General features: G+C 52.4%; 14 protein-coding genes. 6 read left to right on the plus strand and 8 right to left on the minus strand.

Features of this window, described 5'->3' with window-relative positions; genetic code table 11:
• Positions 1–11: 11 nt before the first annotated feature.
• Positions 12–2,408, minus strand: coding sequence for a TonB-dependent receptor (locus EFA69_RS03565; RefSeq protein WP_123131714.1), 2,397 nt, complete (start codon positions 2,406–2,408; stop codon positions 12–14).
• Positions 2,409–2,558: 150 nt separating this feature from the next.
• On the minus strand, positions 2,559–2,834 hold the full coding sequence (locus EFA69_RS03570) for a hypothetical protein (protein ID WP_221175662.1): 276 nt from the start codon (positions 2,832–2,834) through the stop codon (positions 2,559–2,561).
• A 520-nt stretch (positions 2,835–3,354) separates the two neighbouring features.
• Between EFA69_RS03570 and htpG the strand changes: the two genes are divergently transcribed.
• Positions 3,355–5,181 carry a molecular chaperone HtpG gene (gene htpG / locus EFA69_RS03575; RefSeq protein ID WP_123131716.1) on the plus strand — a complete coding sequence of 609 codons (1,827 nt, stop codon included), beginning with the start codon at positions 3,355–3,357 and terminating at the stop codon, positions 5,179–5,181.
• A gap of 83 nt (positions 5,182–5,264) precedes the next feature.
• Here the strand turns inward: htpG and EFA69_RS03580 are convergent, their stop codons facing one another.
• Positions 5,265–6,209: a hypothetical protein gene (locus EFA69_RS03580; RefSeq protein ID WP_123131717.1), complete on the minus strand. Its 945-nt coding sequence runs from the start codon at positions 6,207–6,209 to the stop codon at positions 5,265–5,267.
• A gap of 233 nt (positions 6,210–6,442) precedes the next feature.
• On the opposite strand from EFA69_RS03580, the gene EFA69_RS03585 reads away from it, so the two are divergent.
• Complete coding sequence (locus tag EFA69_RS03585) at positions 6,443–7,711, plus strand: exo-beta-N-acetylmuramidase NamZ family protein (protein WP_123131978.1); 1,269 nt, start codon at positions 6,443–6,445, stop codon at positions 7,709–7,711.
• Positions 7,712–7,828: 117 nt separating this feature from the next.
• Here the strand turns inward: EFA69_RS03585 and EFA69_RS03590 are convergent, their stop codons facing one another.
• The 5 genes from EFA69_RS03590 to EFA69_RS03610 form a co-directional block, all read right to left on the minus strand.
• Entirely contained in the window at positions 7,829–8,587 is a 759-nt protein-coding gene (locus EFA69_RS03590; protein ID WP_123131718.1) for a DoxX family membrane protein, read from the minus strand.
• Positions 8,588–8,796: 209 nt separating this feature from the next.
• Positions 8,797–9,627 (minus strand): 4,5-DOPA-extradiol-dioxygenase, encoded by an 831-nt coding sequence (gene ygiD / locus EFA69_RS03595; protein WP_123131719.1) that lies wholly within the window; start codon positions 9,625–9,627, stop codon positions 8,797–8,799.
• Between the two features lie 409 nt (positions 9,628–10,036).
• On the minus strand, positions 10,037–10,651 hold the full coding sequence (locus EFA69_RS03600; protein WP_123131720.1) for a Crp/Fnr family transcriptional regulator: 615 nt from the start codon (positions 10,649–10,651) through the stop codon (positions 10,037–10,039).
• A gap of 171 nt (positions 10,652–10,822) precedes the next feature.
• A complete protein-coding gene (locus EFA69_RS03605) occupies positions 10,823–11,818 on the minus strand; it encodes an NAD(P)H-dependent flavin oxidoreductase (RefSeq protein ID WP_317125618.1) in 996 nt (331 codons plus the stop codon).
• A 67-nt stretch (positions 11,819–11,885) separates the two neighbouring features.
• Complete coding sequence (locus tag EFA69_RS03610; RefSeq protein WP_123131979.1) at positions 11,886–12,884, minus strand: sugar phosphate nucleotidyltransferase; 999 nt, start codon at positions 12,882–12,884, stop codon at positions 11,886–11,888.
• 312 nt (positions 12,885–13,196) lie between these two features.
• Here EFA69_RS03610 and EFA69_RS03615 point away from each other — a divergent pair, with 312 nt between their 5' ends.
• The 4 genes from EFA69_RS03615 (at position 13,197) to EFA69_RS03630 (ending at position 16,004) form a co-directional block, all read left to right on the plus strand.
• Entirely contained in the window at positions 13,197–13,775 is a 579-nt protein-coding gene (locus tag EFA69_RS03615) for a LemA family protein (protein ID WP_123131722.1), read from the plus strand.
• Positions 13,776–13,905: 130 nt separating this feature from the next.
• Positions 13,906–14,370, plus strand: a complete 465-nt coding sequence (locus EFA69_RS03620) for a TPM domain-containing protein (protein WP_123131723.1) — start codon at positions 13,906–13,908, stop codon at positions 14,368–14,370.
• The gene (locus EFA69_RS03625) at positions 14,367–15,158 is read left to right on the plus strand and encodes a TPM domain-containing protein (RefSeq protein WP_123131724.1); all 792 of its coding nucleotides are present in this window, start codon (positions 14,367–14,369) and stop codon (positions 15,156–15,158) included. Before EFA69_RS03620 ends, EFA69_RS03625 begins: the two co-directional genes overlap by 4 nt.
• A gap of 258 nt (positions 15,159–15,416) precedes the next feature.
• Positions 15,417–16,004, plus strand: a complete 588-nt coding sequence (locus EFA69_RS03630) for a DUF4269 domain-containing protein (RefSeq protein ID WP_221175664.1) — start codon at positions 15,417–15,419, stop codon at positions 16,002–16,004.
• Positions 16,005–16,060: the final 56 nt, after the last annotated feature.

Below are 16,060 nucleotides of genomic sequence, written 5' to 3' on the forward strand. Positions count from 1 at the left end.
AAAAATCAAGGTTAGAAATGCAGCGGGATGCTCACCCGCAGGGTAATAGACCTGCCCACTTCATCGGCGTAGTACCGGAAGCGGTTCAGGTAATCTCGGTAGGCTTTGTTGAGCAGATTGCGGCCAATGAGGCCAATCTCCACTTGCTGCTTGCCTAGCTGTAAGGTGGTGCCGGCTTCGGCGTTCAAAAGAAAATAACTGGCCGGCGGCATGGCGTAGTCCCTTGCCAGATAATTGTCTGGGATATGGCGCTGCCTTGCCACGGCCAAGCCGCTGAGTTGGATAAAGTTTTGCGCAAAGGTTCCCTGGGCCCCCAGTTTGTCAAGAGTGTAGCGGAGGCTGTTCTCATAGCGGTCAGTGGGAATCCAGATCAGGTACTCGTCTGCGGAGCGGTTATAGGCCCGTACCAGAGAGGCTTTGGTGGCAAAGGCCAGGTGTTCCGTGAGCTGGTAAGACGCGCTCACATCTACCCCGGTAAACGTGGCGTTCGCCTGCTTTTGCCGGGCCGTCAGAAACGCTCCCCTAATGGTAAGGGTAGGCACCGTGTCTGGTTCCTGGTAGATGTAGTTGTCTATGTAGTTGCGGTACACACTGATCTCGCCGTTCAGGCGCTTGTTCTGCACGTAAGCCAGCGTAGCCATGAAGTTGTACGCCCGTTCCACGCCTAGATTGGCATTGCCGTACTCATAGGTGCCGGTGCCGTGGTGAATGCCGTTGCTGTACAGCTCACTGGTGGTAGGCGATCGCCAGGCGGTGGCGGCGTTGAACGCCAGGTTCAGGTGTGGGCCGAAGTCATAGATGGCACCCAGCGTACCAGAAAGGTTCTGGAACGTGTGGGTGGGCGTGAGCAACTCATTGTCTGGCCCGGCCTGCCCGGTTCTCTGCGGGGTGTCTTTGCGGTACATGCGGGCCTGCAGATGCCGGTAGTCATACCTTAGGCCTGCCTCCAGGTGCCACTGGTTTTTCTCCCAACGCTCAATCCAGAACAGACCGCCGGTGTGGCTCTCATAGAACGGCACAAAGAAGCGTCCTTCAAACCGGTTGAACTGGTACTGGTAACTGGCGCCCAGGCTGCCCTTCAGGTTCCCGATGAGCGGGTGCTCCCAGAGGGCTTCGGTGTGGTGGGTTTCGATCTCAAACCTCAGGCCTGGCCGGCTGCGGTCGCCGTGCGCGTCATATTCCTCCCGCTGGTTGAACTGCCGCGCATACGTGAGGTGCAACTTGCCTGAGGGGCCGGTGCGGTAAAAGGCGTGCAACTTGAGCAGGTCATGCGTCACGTTCTGGTACGGCACCCCAATGGCATAGGTGAAATCAGCCTCAGGCTCGGGACGTTCCCGCTGCAAAGCGTTCCGGATGTCGGTGAGGTTGCCCACGTGCGAGCCCGAGAATACCCCTAACTTGGTATGGAACCTGCTGAAATAAGCGTCTACGCCGTACTTCTCACGGGTCCAGCCGGCAGCCGCCGAAAAGTTCTGCTCCCGGTATCCGGTGTTGTCTAAGTAATAGTCTGGCGTTTTGCTGTTGCCTGCTTGCTTGAGCGTGCCCTGCAAGCGCCAGCTTAAACTCGGCACCGCCGCCGGATTGCTTTCCACCATGCCAGACACCACGCCTTGGCGGTTGTGGCTCACGCCTACCAGATTCAGCACCGCACTGGTACCCGCCGAGTCCCGCAGGGGTTTGGGCTCCACCAGAATTACGCCGCCAATGGCATCGGCGCCGTAGCGTACGCCGGCGGCGCCTTTCACCACCGTTAGCTCAGAAGCCACAAAAGGGTCAATCTCGGGCGCGTGTTCAGAACCCCATTGCTGGGCCTCGTGGCGCACGCCGTTGTTCATGACCAGAATGCGGTTGCTGTGCATGCCGTGGATGACCGGTTTGGCAATGCTGGGGCCAGTCTGTATGCTGCTCAGGCCGGTCATGCGTTCCAGGGCCTGGGCCAGCGACTGGCCTTGGGTTTGGGCAAGTTCGCGGCCGCTCAAATGGCTGCTGGCCTGCGTAGGCTGCTCCCGCTGGCGCGCGGCCCGCACCTCCACTGATCTAAGCAACAGAGCATCTGGGTGTAGCCTGAAATTTACCACCTCCGGGGCCCGGAAAAATTTCTCCAGCCGTTCAGAGGTATAGCCCAGGTAAGACACCACCAGTTTGTAGGTGCCGGGGCAGAGGTCATGGAAATGGTAGTGGCCGTTGGCATCTGTCACGCTGGTATGGGGCGTTCCCTCCAGCACTACGGTGGCCCCTATCAGAACACTGCGTCTCTCATGGTCTGTGACGGTGCCAGATAAAGTAATGCCGCAGTCTTTCTCAGAGACCGTCTCAGCCGCGGTAGGGCCACTCTGGGCGTACGCACTAGCCAGCGGCACGCAGGCGCACAGCAGAAGCAGCACAAGATAATTAATGTATTTGCGCAACTCAGTAAGAAAAAAGAAATGGGAAATAGGAGGAGCGTCCTCCCAGCGCCTTCGGCGGAAGAAATGCGTTTTGGGCCTGTTTTCGGAAAAACGGCTCCTAAACAGAAATACCCGGGATAGCGCAGCTACCCCATCCGAAGGAAAAGGAAACTAAGCGTGTTGCGTGGCGGGCGGGCCGCGAAGAAAGTAGGAAGAGCTGGAAGTAACGTATCCGGGTTGGGGCGCGGCGGCCCCGTAAGAAACTTCAAAGGAGAAGGGGGTGGGCAGGACAACGGCTTCGCTGGGCTGGAATGGCGCGTGGAAGAGGTTGTCTGTGTGGCAGTGCGTGTGCTTCTGCCCAATGTGCGTCTGCGACTCATCGTGCGGGCGCTCCTCTTGCGTGTGCTCGTGCGCGTGCAACCGCAGCAGCAGTTCGTTGGGGGTCATGACCCGCGTAAACAGCAGCAGCAGAAAAAGGGCGCTATATCTGGTGAAGTTTCTCACAAACACAAAAGACTCACCGGTAAATATACTAAATCTTTGGCAAGGGAATCAACCGTCTGCGTATTTTGCCATTGCCAACCCTGACAACCTGTCATTTTCCAGAGGCTGGAACAGCTTTTGCCTACCTGAATTGTTGATTGTTCATTGCTGACGGCTGATTATTGATTGTTTTGAGATACATATTCCTGTAAGTTCCCTTTGAAGGGGGGAGAGGATGACGAAGGCAGTAGAAGAACCGTCTGCTTTAGCAATAAAAAAATTGGAATGATTCTCGGGAATGCGTGACTCTGCACGAGTAAATCAGCACGAGCAATCATCCCCCTACCCCCTTCAAAGGGGGACGAAGACGTACCTGTTTTGTGTTTAGCGCCTGTTTTTCAGAAAAGAGCCGCTAAACAGGACATCGGCCTAGGCCGAAAGCGAGAGAAAAAGAATTTAATTACTTACACAGATATAAACGGAAATGGAAGAAAAAGGCACGATTTCGATTCACACCGAGAACATTTTCCCCATCATCAAGAAGTTCTTGTACTCAGACCACGAGATTTTCCTGCGCGAGCTGGTTTCCAACGCCGTTGACGCGAGCCAGAAAGCCAAGAGCCTCAGCAGCATTGGCGAGCTGAAAGGCGATTTAGGCGAGCTGAAGGTGACCGTGAAGGTGGACAAGGAGAAGAAGCAAATCATCATCTCGGACAACGGGATTGGGATGACCGCCGAGGAGATCAAGAAATACATTAACCAGATTGCCTTCTCGGGCGCTACGGAGTTTGTGGAGCGCTACAAAGACTCCAACGCAGACAAGAGTCAAATCATCGGGCAGTTCGGGCTTGGGTTCTACTCGGCGTTTATGGTGGCCAGCACCGTGGAGATTGACACTTTGTCGCACGCAGACGGCGCGGAGCCTGCGCACTGGATTTGCGACGGTTCTACCGAGTTTACCATCACCAACGGCACTAGAACCGAGCGCGGAACCGATGTAATTCTGAACATCGCCGAGGATTCTGAGGAGTTTTTGGAAGAGGCGCGTCTGCAGACCATCCTGAACAAATACTGCAAGTTCCTGCCAATACCAGTAGAGTTCAACGGCGAGGTTATCAACAACCCGAACCCGATCTGGACCAAGTCGCCGTCTGATTTGACCGACGAAGACTACAAGAACTTCTACAAAGAACTGTACCCGTTCTCTGAGGACCCGCTGTTCTGGATTCACCTCAACGTGGACTATCCGTTCAACCTCACCGGTATCCTGTACTTCCCGAAGGTGAAGAACGAGTTCGATTTCCAGAAAAACAAAATCCAGCTCTACAGCCGGCAGGTGTTCATCACCGACGAGGTGAAAGACGTGGTGCCGGAGTTCCTGATGCTGCTGCACGGCGTGATTGACTCCCCAGACATTCCGTTGAACGTGAGCCGCTCCTTCCTGCAGGCCGATGCGAACGTGAAGAAAATCAACACCTACATCACCCGGAAGGTGGCCGACAAGCTGAACGAAATTTACAAGAAAGACCGCACCGCCTACGAGGAGAAGTGGAACGACATTGCGGTGTTCGTGAAGTACGGCATGCTGTCAGACGACAAGTTCTACGAGAAAGCCAAAGACTTCGCGCTGCTGCAAAGCACCGACGAGAAATTCTATACCCTGGAAGAGTATCGCAATTACGTACAAGCCAACCAGACCGACAAAAACGGCAACCTGGTCATTCTCTACACCAACGACGCCGAGAAGCAGCACGCTTTCATTGAGACCGCCAAGAACCGCAACTATGACGTGGTGAAGCTGGACCACATGATTGACCCGCACTTCATCGGGCAGCTGGAGCAGAAACTGGAGAAAACTACGTTGAAGCGCGTTGACGCCGACACCATTGACAAGCTCATTGAGACCGATGCCAAGCCCGAAAGTGTTCTGTCTGAGGACGAGACTAAGCGCTTGAAAGAGCTCTTCGAGAAGGCTATTGACAACCAGAACATGACTGTAGGCGTGGAGGCGTTGAGCGTAGATGACCAGCCGGTGATTATCACCTTGCCCGAGTTCATGCGCCGTATGAAAGACATGAACCGCATGGGCGGCGGTGGCATGATGATGATGGGCAACCTACCCGACATGTACAACGTGACCATCAACGCGAACCACCACATCAACCACCGCATCTTGAAAGGTGACGATGCCCGCGGCGAGAAGATAGCCAAACAAGCCTATGACCTGGCGTTGCTGTCGCAGAACATGCTTTCGGGCGCGGCCTTAACGGCCTTTGTGAAGCGAAGCGTGGAGTTGATTGACAAAGAGTAGCAGCCTGCTAGTTTAGCGCTGGTTTAGAAAAAAGAGGCCAGAAACGGAAGTTTCTGGCCTCTTTTGGTTTTTAATGAGAAGTGTCAAAACAAACTAAGTTGGCCTCTTGAATCAATAATGGAGATAGAGATGAATTTAATTCTAGGTCTCTTTTCAATAAAGGTTCCTTGTTTGTCTTGTCTATCGATATACCCCTTGATTACACAGTTATTGAAAAGTGCGGTTTTGTAGTCTTTGATATTTCCTTTCTGAGGTAAACACGTTAAAACATGGTTTTGGTAAAGTAAGCCCAAAGTATTCGTCTTCTCATTACCCCTTGTGATATGACCTTCTAATTCAACATAGGCACCATGTTCTAGTTCTGGGAAGAGTACTTCTTTGTCCTCTTCCTCATTTAAGAATATATATCTATTTTTATAATTTACCCTTGCTTGTTCCTGTTCTAGCGGTTCAATATAGCCTATCACAAATTCTCTATCCTCTTCAACAATACCAATTATCTTCTGGAAGAGACTTTCAGGGCAATTAGAGAAATGCTCCAGAAATTCAACAGGAAACCAGAGTATTCTATCATAATCGTTTTTCAGCCCAATAAATCTATTATCTGGTGAAAAAGATATATTTCTAAAGTTCTTTCTGCTTAATGCCCCTAAATGAGTAGCTGCTTTAATAACCCAAGTCATTGCCTTAAAAGCATTTCTGAAAATGTCTTTGAACCCAAAATCTTTGAAATCATTTTTGGCCATTTCTTCAAGAGCACTTCCAGCATACTTGCCAATGCTCCATGCCGCCAATCCTTTTAAAAGCAACTCGTCAAGATTCTCAGGGAATATTGCCTCCCAACTTCCTTTTCTAATTCGGACTGGAATTTCAAAAGGAATAAGTTCTAAGTCAGGATTTTCATGGTACAGAAAAAATCTAAGTGCCTCATCTATACCAGATAAAGCACTCGCTGTTTTTCGAGCATCTAAAAAGCCATCTTCAACAAGTTTTCCTTCATATTTAATAAAGGTTACAGCTGATTCCATGCAATTTTTGGTTAGTAATAAGTTATATCAACTTGTTGAGCTTACTTCACAGAGTTGAATATAGAATTGCGATTGTCAAGTTAGCTTTTTACAATTTAATTATCCGGCCTCTTTGGGAGGAACCTTCTGCAAACCTTGCTTTTTAATCTTTCTTAAAAACCTTTCTTAGCTCTTTGATTCCTTTCTACATTGCACTCATTCTTTCCCTCATCCTATTTAACTTTTCCCAAACCATGACCAAACCCCTCCTTTCTTACCTTTCCATGGGCTTTTTAACACTGGTGCTAGGCTGCTCTTCCTGTTCAAAGGAAGCTTCTACCACGGCCACAACTACTTCCTCCCAAAGCAGTTCCAACTCAGCCAAGGCCAAACCGGGGCTTATCACCGGGGCAGACCAGACACAGAAATACGTGCCGTACCTCAGAGGCAAGAAAGTGGGCATGGTGGTGAACCCTACTTCTATCATTGGCGATAAACCCAGTGTAGACAGCCTGTTGGCGCTGGGGGTTCAGGTGGTGAAGGTGTTCGGGCCGGAGCATGGGTTCAGGGGCAACGCCAGCAACGGCACCCATGTGGGCGATGAGGTAGATGAGAAAACCGGGATTCCCATTATCTCGCTGTACGGCAAAAAGAAGAAGCCCAGCAAAGAAGACCTGGCAGGCATTGATGTGCTCATCTATGACATCCAGGACGTGGGCGTACGGTTCTACACCAACATCAATACCCTCCGCGATGTGATGGAGGCTGCCGCCGAACACAAGGTGGAATTCATGGTGCTGGACCGACCTAACCCGCACGGCTACCTCATTGACGGCCCCATTCTGGACATGAAGCACAAGTCCGGCATCGGGCAGTTCCCAATCCCGATTGCGCATGGCGTAACGGTGGGCGAGTTTGCGCAGATGATCAACGGCGAAGGCTGGCTGGCGAATGGGCTTAAACTGGACAAGATCAATATCATTAAGCTGGCCAATTACCACCATGACATGCCGTACGTGCTGCCAGTGAAGCCATCGCCTAACTTGAACACCGCCCAGTCTGTGATGCTCTACCCCAGCACCTGTCTATTTGAGGGCACCATCCTGAACCACGGGCGCGGCACACAGTATCCGTTCACGGTGTTGGGTGCGCCAGCTTTGCAAGGCAAATATGCGTTCTCCTACACCCCTGTGAGCATCCCCGGCATGAGCGAAAGCCCCTTGCACATGAACGAACTCTGCTACGGTCTGGACCTGCGTAATTATGACGTGGAACAGCTCAGAAGGAAACGCCAGATCAACATCAGTTGGCTCCTGGAGCTCTACAACGCTTACCCCCAGAAGGAGAAGTTCTTTGACTCCTCCTACAGCAAGCAGATGGGCGTGATAGAAAAATTGGTGGGCGTGACCGAGTTCCGGAAACAAGTACAGGAAGGTTGGTCTGAAGAGCGCATCAGGGAGACGTGGCAACCGGGGTTGGCGGCCTACAAAGAGATGCGGAAGAAATACCTGCTTTATCCGTAAGGCGAGCAAGAAGGCAAGCAAGTACGTTTAGGGGCCGTTTTTCCAAAAACAGCCCCTAAACGTTTATGATCGTTAAGTCCTTGTTTAACAAATAGCAGGTGCTCTCAAGTAGCTGACTTATGCCACCCCCGAAGGAGAAAGAGACTTTCTGCTTTTCAGCCAGAGATTTAGCAGCAGGAGCAGCAAAAGCACGGCACTGTTTACGGCCAGTACGGGGAGGGCACCAGAGATTTTTCCCAGCGTCATGAGGCACATATTGGCAATGGCTTGGGCTACCATCACCTTCTCCCATTTGTTGAGCCCCGCCGGAACCAATACTGCAATGCCTGCCAGCGCAAAGGTGCAGAGTCCGGCCGCATTCGTCAATAACGTGCTGTTGGCTGGCGCAACAAATAAGGTTACCAGAGCGGCGGCTACCATAGCCCATGGCCAGAAACCGGTTCTGTAGGTATCTAACCGCGGGACAACTGGCGCAGGCATCGGCTGAGCCGAAAATAGGAACTGGAATTTCTGGTATTCATAAGCCAGCAAGAGCAGGTTGAGCAGCAGAAAAACGGCGTTCACATAGGGCGTTCCCGTCCAGTTCTGCGACACCGTAACCGCCAGAATGGAAATGTTCATGGGTACCAGCATCACCGCCCCCAGCGTACTGAACCGCTGCGAAAACAACAATGCTCCCACCACCACCTGGCTCACCGCCACCACCTGCGCAAACAAGCCCAGACCATACTGAGCCAACCGTTCCTCCAGCCAAGGCGGACCAATCAGCTGCCCGAAATTGCCGTGCGTGAGCTTGCAGATGCCCGCCGAGAAGAAGACATAGCCTAAAAACAGCCGGATAAGAAGAACCAGGAAATCTTTATTTTGGAGTGCCATCGCCGTATTAGTTAGGGTGCAGAGAACATATCCTACTTATATGACACCAAGTACCAGATCCTTTAGCAGGCCGGCAAATCTTTTAGACCAACAGGCGCAGGAGATAGACCAATCCTGCACTTGTCTAGCGGTAACAAAGGCGTTTAGGGGCCGTTTTTCCAAAACAGGCCCTAAACGGAAAACAGCAGCCCACCTATAACCAGCGGTTCCTATGCCCCAATCTTCACCGAGGTCATGGTGAGGGAGCCGCCTGCCATCTTGTCATTGAAAAACGAAGTCTCCTCGTCTTTGCCCTGTAAGCCCAGCGTGTACAGGAGCGGCAGGTAATGTTCTACCGTAGGAATGGCCAGCAGGGCCTCTTTGCCTAGTGTCTGATAATGGATCAAAGGCTGGTGGTCGCGGTTCTGGATGAGGTCCTTGAACTTCTCATTGATGGTATGGGTCCAGTCATAGCCGCCGCCGTTGATCATCTCCCAGCTCACCATGCGCAGGTTGTGCACCATGTTGCCGCTGCCCACAATAAGCACGCCTTTCTTGCGCAACGCCGTCAGTTCTTTGGCCAGCTCATAGTGGTACTGCGGACCTTTGGTGTAGTCAATGCTGAGCTGCAGCACCGGCACGTTTGCCGCGGGGTACATGTGCCGGATAATGGTCCAGGTACCGTGATCCAGCCCCCAGTCATGGTCCAGTTCCACCTGGGCAGTTTTTACCAGTTCTGCGGTTTCCTGAGCCAGTGCGGCATTGCCGGGAGCGGGATACTGGACGGCAAACAGTTCCCTCGGGAAGCCACCGAAGTCATGGATGGTCTGCGGAAAGTCCATGGCCGTGATCTTGGTTCCCCTGGTAAACCAGTGCGCCGACACCACCAGCACCGCCTTAGGCACCGGTATCTCCTGCGCCATCTTCTTCCAGCGCTGGCTGAATTCATTGTCCTCAATGCCGTTCATGGGCGAGCCGTGCCCAATGAAGAGCACGGGCATGGTATAGTCCTGAGGCGTCAAGTCCTCGGTAAATTTTCTGAAAGCTGATAACGTTGTCATCCCTAAAGCCCCTCCGGCGGCTAATTTTATAAAATCCCTCCTTTCCACCGCTCTGTTTTTTGCGTGAGAAAAAGCGTACAACTCGCCCGCGGAAGTTTTTCACACGGCCTTCCGCCCCGCAAGCTCACTCTACAAAGGTCGGGAAGGCTACAGCCGAAAAGAATAAGGTAGTTTAAGAAATGGTCGCTGCCTCAATAATAGTGATATCTAAATGTTTTCACGCATTCCGTCCCCCTTTGAAGGGGGTAGGGGGATGACCAAGGCTGTTGAAGAACCATCAACTTCAGCGGAGCGAAATGAAAAAAATGATTCTCGGAAATGCGTGATCTGCCTATGTAAATCAACACGAGTGATCATCCCCCAACCCCCTTCAAAGGGGGACGGAATGCGTTTTAAAACAAAAAAACAGTTACGTTTGGGCAATCGCCTTCTGGTACAAATCCAGCCCTTCTGCTTTGATGGTGCTGAAGAACTCCGGGGTGATGCCTAGGTAAGAGGCAATGTAGTACTGCGGAATGCGCTGGGGCAGGTGGGGGAACTTGAGCAGGAAGTCACGGTAATTTTGGGCGGCGGTTTGGGTCATGCCTGTGAGCATGCGCTTCTTAAACGCGAAGTAGCCGTTTTGGAGCAGTTTTCTGAAAAACAGGTTAAAAACGGGGAGATCCTGCGTGAGCTGCTCAAACTGATTGATGTTGATCTGCAAGTACTGCGTAAACTCCAGCGCCTGAATAGACAGTAGCGCCGGTTGGTTGAACGCCACATCACTGATCCAGTACCCTTCCACCGCAAATTCCAGGTTTACCTCTTTGCCGCTCTGGTCCACAATAAACGACCGCAGGCAGCCGTGCAGCACAAAGTACATCTGCTGGTTCAGCTCCCCGGTTCTGAGTAGAAACTCCTTCTTCTTCGCTTCCTGCGTGACGCAGATGGCCATAAACGCGGCTTCTTCCTCGGGCGTGAGCGAGACGTGTTGGGCCAGGGCTGCGGTGAGGAGGTTGTGAGGCAAATTAGAAATTTTATACATGAGTAAACATAGCCCAACATCGAAATAGAGTAGGGGCAATCCCTTGTGGTTGCCCTTTTTCCGCTGGTACCACAAAGGGCAACCACAAGGGATTGCCCCTACCTCAGAAAAGCTGAGAAGAGCATGACTGTTTAGGGGCTCTTTTTCCAGAAACAGCCCCTAAGCGCAAGGCTACTGCCACTCTCCGCAGAAACGGTTTTTAGCCTCCAGAAACTCCTGCCACATCTCCTGCACAATCTGGCCGGCGGGTTTAATGTCTTTAACCAGGGCGGCAATCTGACCAATCTCCAGCTCGCCTTCTTCCATATCGCCTTCGTACATGCCCCGTTTGGCCCGGCGAGAGCCTAACAACTCGGCTAACTCCAGAGTAGAGGCACCCCGCAGTTCGGCGTCTTTCACGTCTTGGTAGAACTTGTTTTTGAGTAAGCGTACTGGCGTGAGCTGTTTCAGGGAAAGCTCCGTGTCACCTTCCTGTGCGGCAATAACACGGTCTTTGAAGCTCTGGTGCGCGCTGCTTTCCACGCTGGCCACGAAGCGGCTGCCCACCTGCACGCCCTCGGCCCCCAGGGCCAGTGCCCCGAAGATTCCGGCCCCGCTGGCAATGCCGCCCGCAGCGATGAGCGGAATGCCCACGGCCTGGCGTACCAAGGGGATGAGGCAGAAGGTGGTAGTTTCCTCGCGGCCGTTATGCCCGCCGGCTTCAAAGCCCTCGGCCACGATAGCGTCGACTCCCGCTTCCTCGCATTTGCGCGCGAACTTCACGTTACTGACCACGTGCACCACTTTGGCGCCATTGGCCTGCAAGGTCTTGGTCCAGGTTTTGGGATTGCCCGCCGAGGTAACCACCACCGGCACTTTCTCTTCCATAATAATCTTGAAGTGCTCCTCCAGGTCTGGGTACAGCAGCGGCACGTTCACGCCGAAGGGTTTATCGGTGGCTTTCTTGCACTTCTGGATGTGTTCCCGCAACGTGTCTGGGTACATGGAGCCCGCACCAATGAGGCCCAGTCCGCCGGCATTACTCACCGCCGAAGCCAGTTCCCAGCCGCTGCACCAGATCATGCCCGCCTGTATAACAGGATATTGTATGTTGAAGAGTTGGGTGATTCTGTTCATTTTTGAGATATAAGATGTAAGACACAAGACGTAGGATTCTCTTGGAATGATTTCACTCCGTCATTTGCGCAAGCATAAAAGTCTTGTGTCGTATGTCCTATGTCTTGCGTCCAGAATATCAGTGGCTAAAATCTATCTCCGTACTATCGCCAATGTTCAGGCGCTGGCTCAGGCCTTTGAGGGAGGAATCTGAACCTACCAGCGAGTCTTCCAGCACGGCATAGCCCAGTTCGGCGTAGCCGCCGATGATGGAGTTGCGCACGATGGTGTAGCTCAGGATGGCGCTCTCGCCAATGGCCACGTTGGGACCCACAATGGAATTGGAAATTTGCACACCTTTGCCAATGCTCACCGGCGGAATGATGATGGTGTTGGGAAACTGCGGGTACTCGCACTTCCTGAACTCGGGGCGGTTGAGCAAGGTGGCATTGGCTTGCAGCAGCGTGTCTTTGCGGCCGCAGTCAAACCAGTGGTCTACCGTGAGCGACACCATCTGCTCGCCCTCCTGGATCATGTGCATGAGGGCATCGGTGAGGTGGTGCTCGTTCTGGGTCCGGATGTTGTTGGCGACAATGTACTCCAGGGATTCGGCCAGTTTTGCCGGGTTGGCTATCTTGTAGAGGCCTACCAGCGCCAGGTTAGACTTCGGGATCTTGGGTTTCTCCACCACTTTGGTGATGAACCCGTTGGCATCTGTCTCCGCTATCCCGAACATGCTGGGCGTTTTCACCATTTTCACGGCCAGCATGGTGTGCTCAGAGGCGTAAAGCCGGGCCATGTCCACATCCACAATGGTATCGCCTAGCTGGATGAGCATGTCTTTCTCGTGCCGGAAGGTCTCGCGGGCGGCCCAGAGGGCGTGGCCCAGGCCTTCGCGGGGCTGCTGCACCACAAACTCGGCCTCAATGGTGGGGTATTTGCGCTGCACATAGTGCATGATCTTTTCGCCCAGGTAACCTACCACAAAAACAAACTGCGTAATGCCTGTGGCCTGCAAACGTTCAATGATATGCCCCAGAATGGCCTTGCCGGCAATGGGCACCAGCGCCTTGGGTTGGGTGTGGGTATGCGGACGTAAACGGGCACCCATGCCCGCCACCGGAATGACTGCTTTCATAGAAAAAAGAAGGCTTAACTCCACAAGCTACGCATTTCTTGCGGTTTTCATGGCATATAGGCGCGGCAGAAAGCATGCCCGCCAAGCAAAAAGCGAAATTAATTATAGCGTTTCTTCAATATTTGAGCCGATCCTTCCTATCTTTAGAGAAAGGCTTTCGTACGTATTACCCGCAGCCGCTGTAGCTGTTTTAGGGCAGTTTTGAGGAAAATGTGCCCTAAACGCATATTTTGTGGCGCTGGTGCGTATAGAGGTTCCTTAGACCGAAAATATCCGTATCATTACCAGCTAGACAGAATAAACAACCTTTCTATGAAAAAACTATTGCTTTACTTCTTCGGCCTGCTTCTTCTGGCATCGCAGACTTCCTGTGGGTACAATGACATGGTGCAGAAAGACGAGAGTGTTTCCAGCCAGTGGGCACAGGTGCAGAACTCTTACCAGCGCCGCGCAGACCTAGTGCCTAACCTGGTGAACACCGTGAAGGGGGCCGCCAATTTTGAGAAAGAAACCCTTACCCAGGTAATTGAGGCCCGTTCCAAAGCCACCAGTGTGCAACTGAACGCCGACCAGCTCACCCCCGAGAATATTCAGAAGTTTCAGGCGGCCCAGAGCCAGTTGAGCGGCTCCCTTTCCCGCCTATTGGCTACCGCCGAGGCCTACCCAGACCTGAAGGCCAACCAGAACTTCCTGGAGTTGCAGGCCCAGCTGGAAGGCACTGAGAACAGAATCTCCGTGGAGCGCCAGAAATTCAATGCCACCGTGCAGGACTACAATTCTTACATAAGAGCCTTCCCGCGCAACTTCTTTGCCGGTTGGTTCGGGTTTGAGCGCAAAGGTTACTTTGAAGCCGATGCCGGTGCCCAGAACGCTCCTACCGTGCAGTTCTAATACGCAGCAAGTAGCGCGTATCACGTAGCAGGAATTTTTCTGTTTAGGGGCCGTTTTTGGAAAAACGGCCCCTAAACAGAAATCCCCTTTGGCTTAGCCTTATCACTCAAGACTCAGAACTCTTTTCTTTATGCCACGCAACAACATTACGGAAGCAGACGAGGCCATTATTGTGCAGGCCATTCAGGAAGCCGAACGGAACACGTCTGGCGAGGTACGGGTGCACATTGAAGATACCTGCGAGGGCGAGGTCCTGGACCGGGCTACCCAGGTGTTTGCGTATCTGCACATGCACCAGACCAAGTTGCGCAACGGCGTGCTGTTCTACGTGGCCATGAAAAGCCACAAGTTTGCCGTCTTAGGCGATGCCGGCATCAACGCCGTGGTGCCCAAAGATTTTTGGGTAGAGATTAACAAAGTAGTGATTGCAGACTTCAAGGAAGGCAAATACGCCCAAGGGCTGAGCAAAGGTATTAAAATGGCCGGCGAGCAGCTCAAAACTTATTTCCCGTATGCCGGAGACCACCAAGATATCAATGAGTTGTCTGATGATATCTCCTTTGGCAGTTCCCTTGACCAAACCCCTACTAAATGAGAAAATCAATTTGGCTTCTGGGAGTACTTTGGCTGTGGGCCTGGCAAGGTCTGGCGCAGGATTTTCCGCCGCGCCCTTCTCCGCAGCGTCTGGTCAATGACCTAGCCAACATCCTTTCTCCTGAAGAAGAGCAGGCGCTGGAGCGGAAGCTGGTTGCTTATGATGACAGCACCTCTACCCAGATTGCCGTGGTCAACATCACCTCCATTGGCGGCTATGACATCTCAGATTACGCTTTCAGATTAGCCGAGCAGTGGGGCATTGGCCAGCAGGGGAAAAACAACGGGATTCTCATTTTAACTGCCGTCAATGAGCGGCGGGTGTTCATTGCCACAGGCTACGGCATGGAAGGCGTGGTGCCAGACGCTATTGCCAAACGCATCACGGAGTACACCATCAAACCTGAGTACCAGCAAGGCAACTATTACGCCGGTCTGGACAAAGGCACCAGCTTTATCATTGACGTAGCCAGCGGGGAGTACAAAGCAGACCCACGCCAGCGGCAAGACCAGGGCGAAGGTGGTTTCTCCTTCATCTGGATTATTGTCTTAGTCTTCATCCTGATCATCTTCCTGAGCCGCAGAGGCGGCGGCGGACGGGGCGGACGCGGGGGCGGCATGCGCACCTTGGGCGGACCGTTCTTCCCTCCCGTTATCTTCGGGGACTTCTCCGGCGGGCGCGGCATGTTTGGCGGCGGAGGCGGTGGCTTTGGCGGAGGTGACGGAGGTGGTTTCGGTGGCTTTGGGGGCGGAAGCTTCGGCGGCGGCGGGGCTGGTTCTAGCTGGTAGTAAAACAGCGAGATCAGTTAACAGTAAACAGTGATGAGGCAATAGTGGTCAATCAAATGAACTGTTGCTGTTGGGTATATATTGGCCTCTCTGGGAGCACAAACCCAGAGCTGTTGCTTGGTTAATTTTCCAGAAACAGGCTAAAAACGCGTAACCAAAGTTCCTTCTCCCTCAGGGAGAAAGTTAGGATGAGGGAACATACTCAAATGAGTAATAGCCTCAGTTCAAACAACCTCTTAATGTCCGGAGGAGCTGCGAGTGTCTGCGCCAATTAACCTCGGTGCATCTTTGCAATACCACACATCATCAATGATCCAATTTGATACCATTGACTACCTGCGTTCTGGAGATGCAAGGCAAAGGCAGGCGTATGAGGTGCTCACCAGCTATGCTGTTCTAGACTGCTTAGCGGAATTCACTCCGGTATTAACTGGTACCATTCCGCTCCAGATTTATGTAGAAACCAGTGACCTGGATATTAGCTGTTACTGGCAAAAGAAAGCAGACTTTCTTTCAACGCTGCATAAGTGCTTCGGGCCTTATGAAGGCTTTGCAGTAAGAGAACTGCATCTGGCAGGTTCTGAGACTATCATCGCCAATTTCTTTCTGAAAGACTTTGAAGTAGAAGTATTCGGGCAGAACAGACCCAGTAAAGAACAACATGCTTACCGCCACATGCTCATAGAGTATCAGATACTCTCTGTTAAGGGAGAAGAGTTCAGAGAGCAGGTAATTGCTTTGAAGAAACAAGGCTATAAAACAGAGCCAGCTTTTGCCAAGCTGTTAGGGTTGGCAGGTGATCCTTATAAGGCTTTGCTTCAGGTATCTTTAGATGATCTTCCTTAGGTTGTGTAGGTATGAAAACAAAAAAGCCGGCTTATAGCCGGCTTTTTCTATAAATC

Origin of the sequence: Rufibacter immobilis (assembly GCF_003721565.1) — a bacterium.
GTDB lineage: Bacteria > Bacteroidota > Bacteroidia > Cytophagales > Hymenobacteraceae > Nibribacter > Nibribacter immobilis.

Excerpts from the sequence above, each read along its gene's own strand:
- EFA69_RS03570 (WP_221175662.1), bottom strand. The coding sequence starts at position 2,834 with ATGACCCCCAACGAACTGCTGCTGCGGTTGCACGCGCACGAGCACACG.
- htpG (WP_123131716.1), top strand. The coding sequence starts at position 3,355 with ATGGAAGAAAAAGGCACGATTTCGATTCACACCGAGAACATTTTCCCC.
- EFA69_RS03580 (WP_123131717.1), bottom strand. The coding sequence starts at position 6,209 with ATGGAATCAGCTGTAACCTTTATTAAATATGAAGGAAAACTTGTTGAA.
- EFA69_RS03585 (WP_123131978.1), top strand. The coding sequence starts at position 6,443 with ATGACCAAACCCCTCCTTTCTTACCTTTCCATGGGCTTTTTAACACTG.
- EFA69_RS03590 (WP_123131718.1), bottom strand. The coding sequence starts at position 8,587 with ATGGCACTCCAAAATAAAGATTTCCTGGTTCTTCTTATCCGGCTGTTT.
- ygiD (WP_123131719.1), bottom strand. The coding sequence starts at position 9,627 with ATGACAACGTTATCAGCTTTCAGAAAATTTACCGAGGACTTGACGCCT.
- EFA69_RS03600 (WP_123131720.1), bottom strand. The coding sequence starts at position 10,651 with ATGTATAAAATTTCTAATTTGCCTCACAACCTCCTCACCGCAGCCCTG.
- EFA69_RS03610 (WP_123131979.1), bottom strand. The coding sequence starts at position 12,884 with ATGAAAGCAGTCATTCCGGTGGCGGGCATGGGTGCCCGTTTACGTCCG.
- EFA69_RS03615 (WP_123131722.1), top strand. The coding sequence starts at position 13,197 with ATGAAAAAACTATTGCTTTACTTCTTCGGCCTGCTTCTTCTGGCATCG.
- EFA69_RS03620 (WP_123131723.1), top strand. The coding sequence starts at position 13,906 with ATGCCACGCAACAACATTACGGAAGCAGACGAGGCCATTATTGTGCAG.
- EFA69_RS03625 (WP_123131724.1), top strand. The coding sequence starts at position 14,367 with ATGAGAAAATCAATTTGGCTTCTGGGAGTACTTTGGCTGTGGGCCTGG.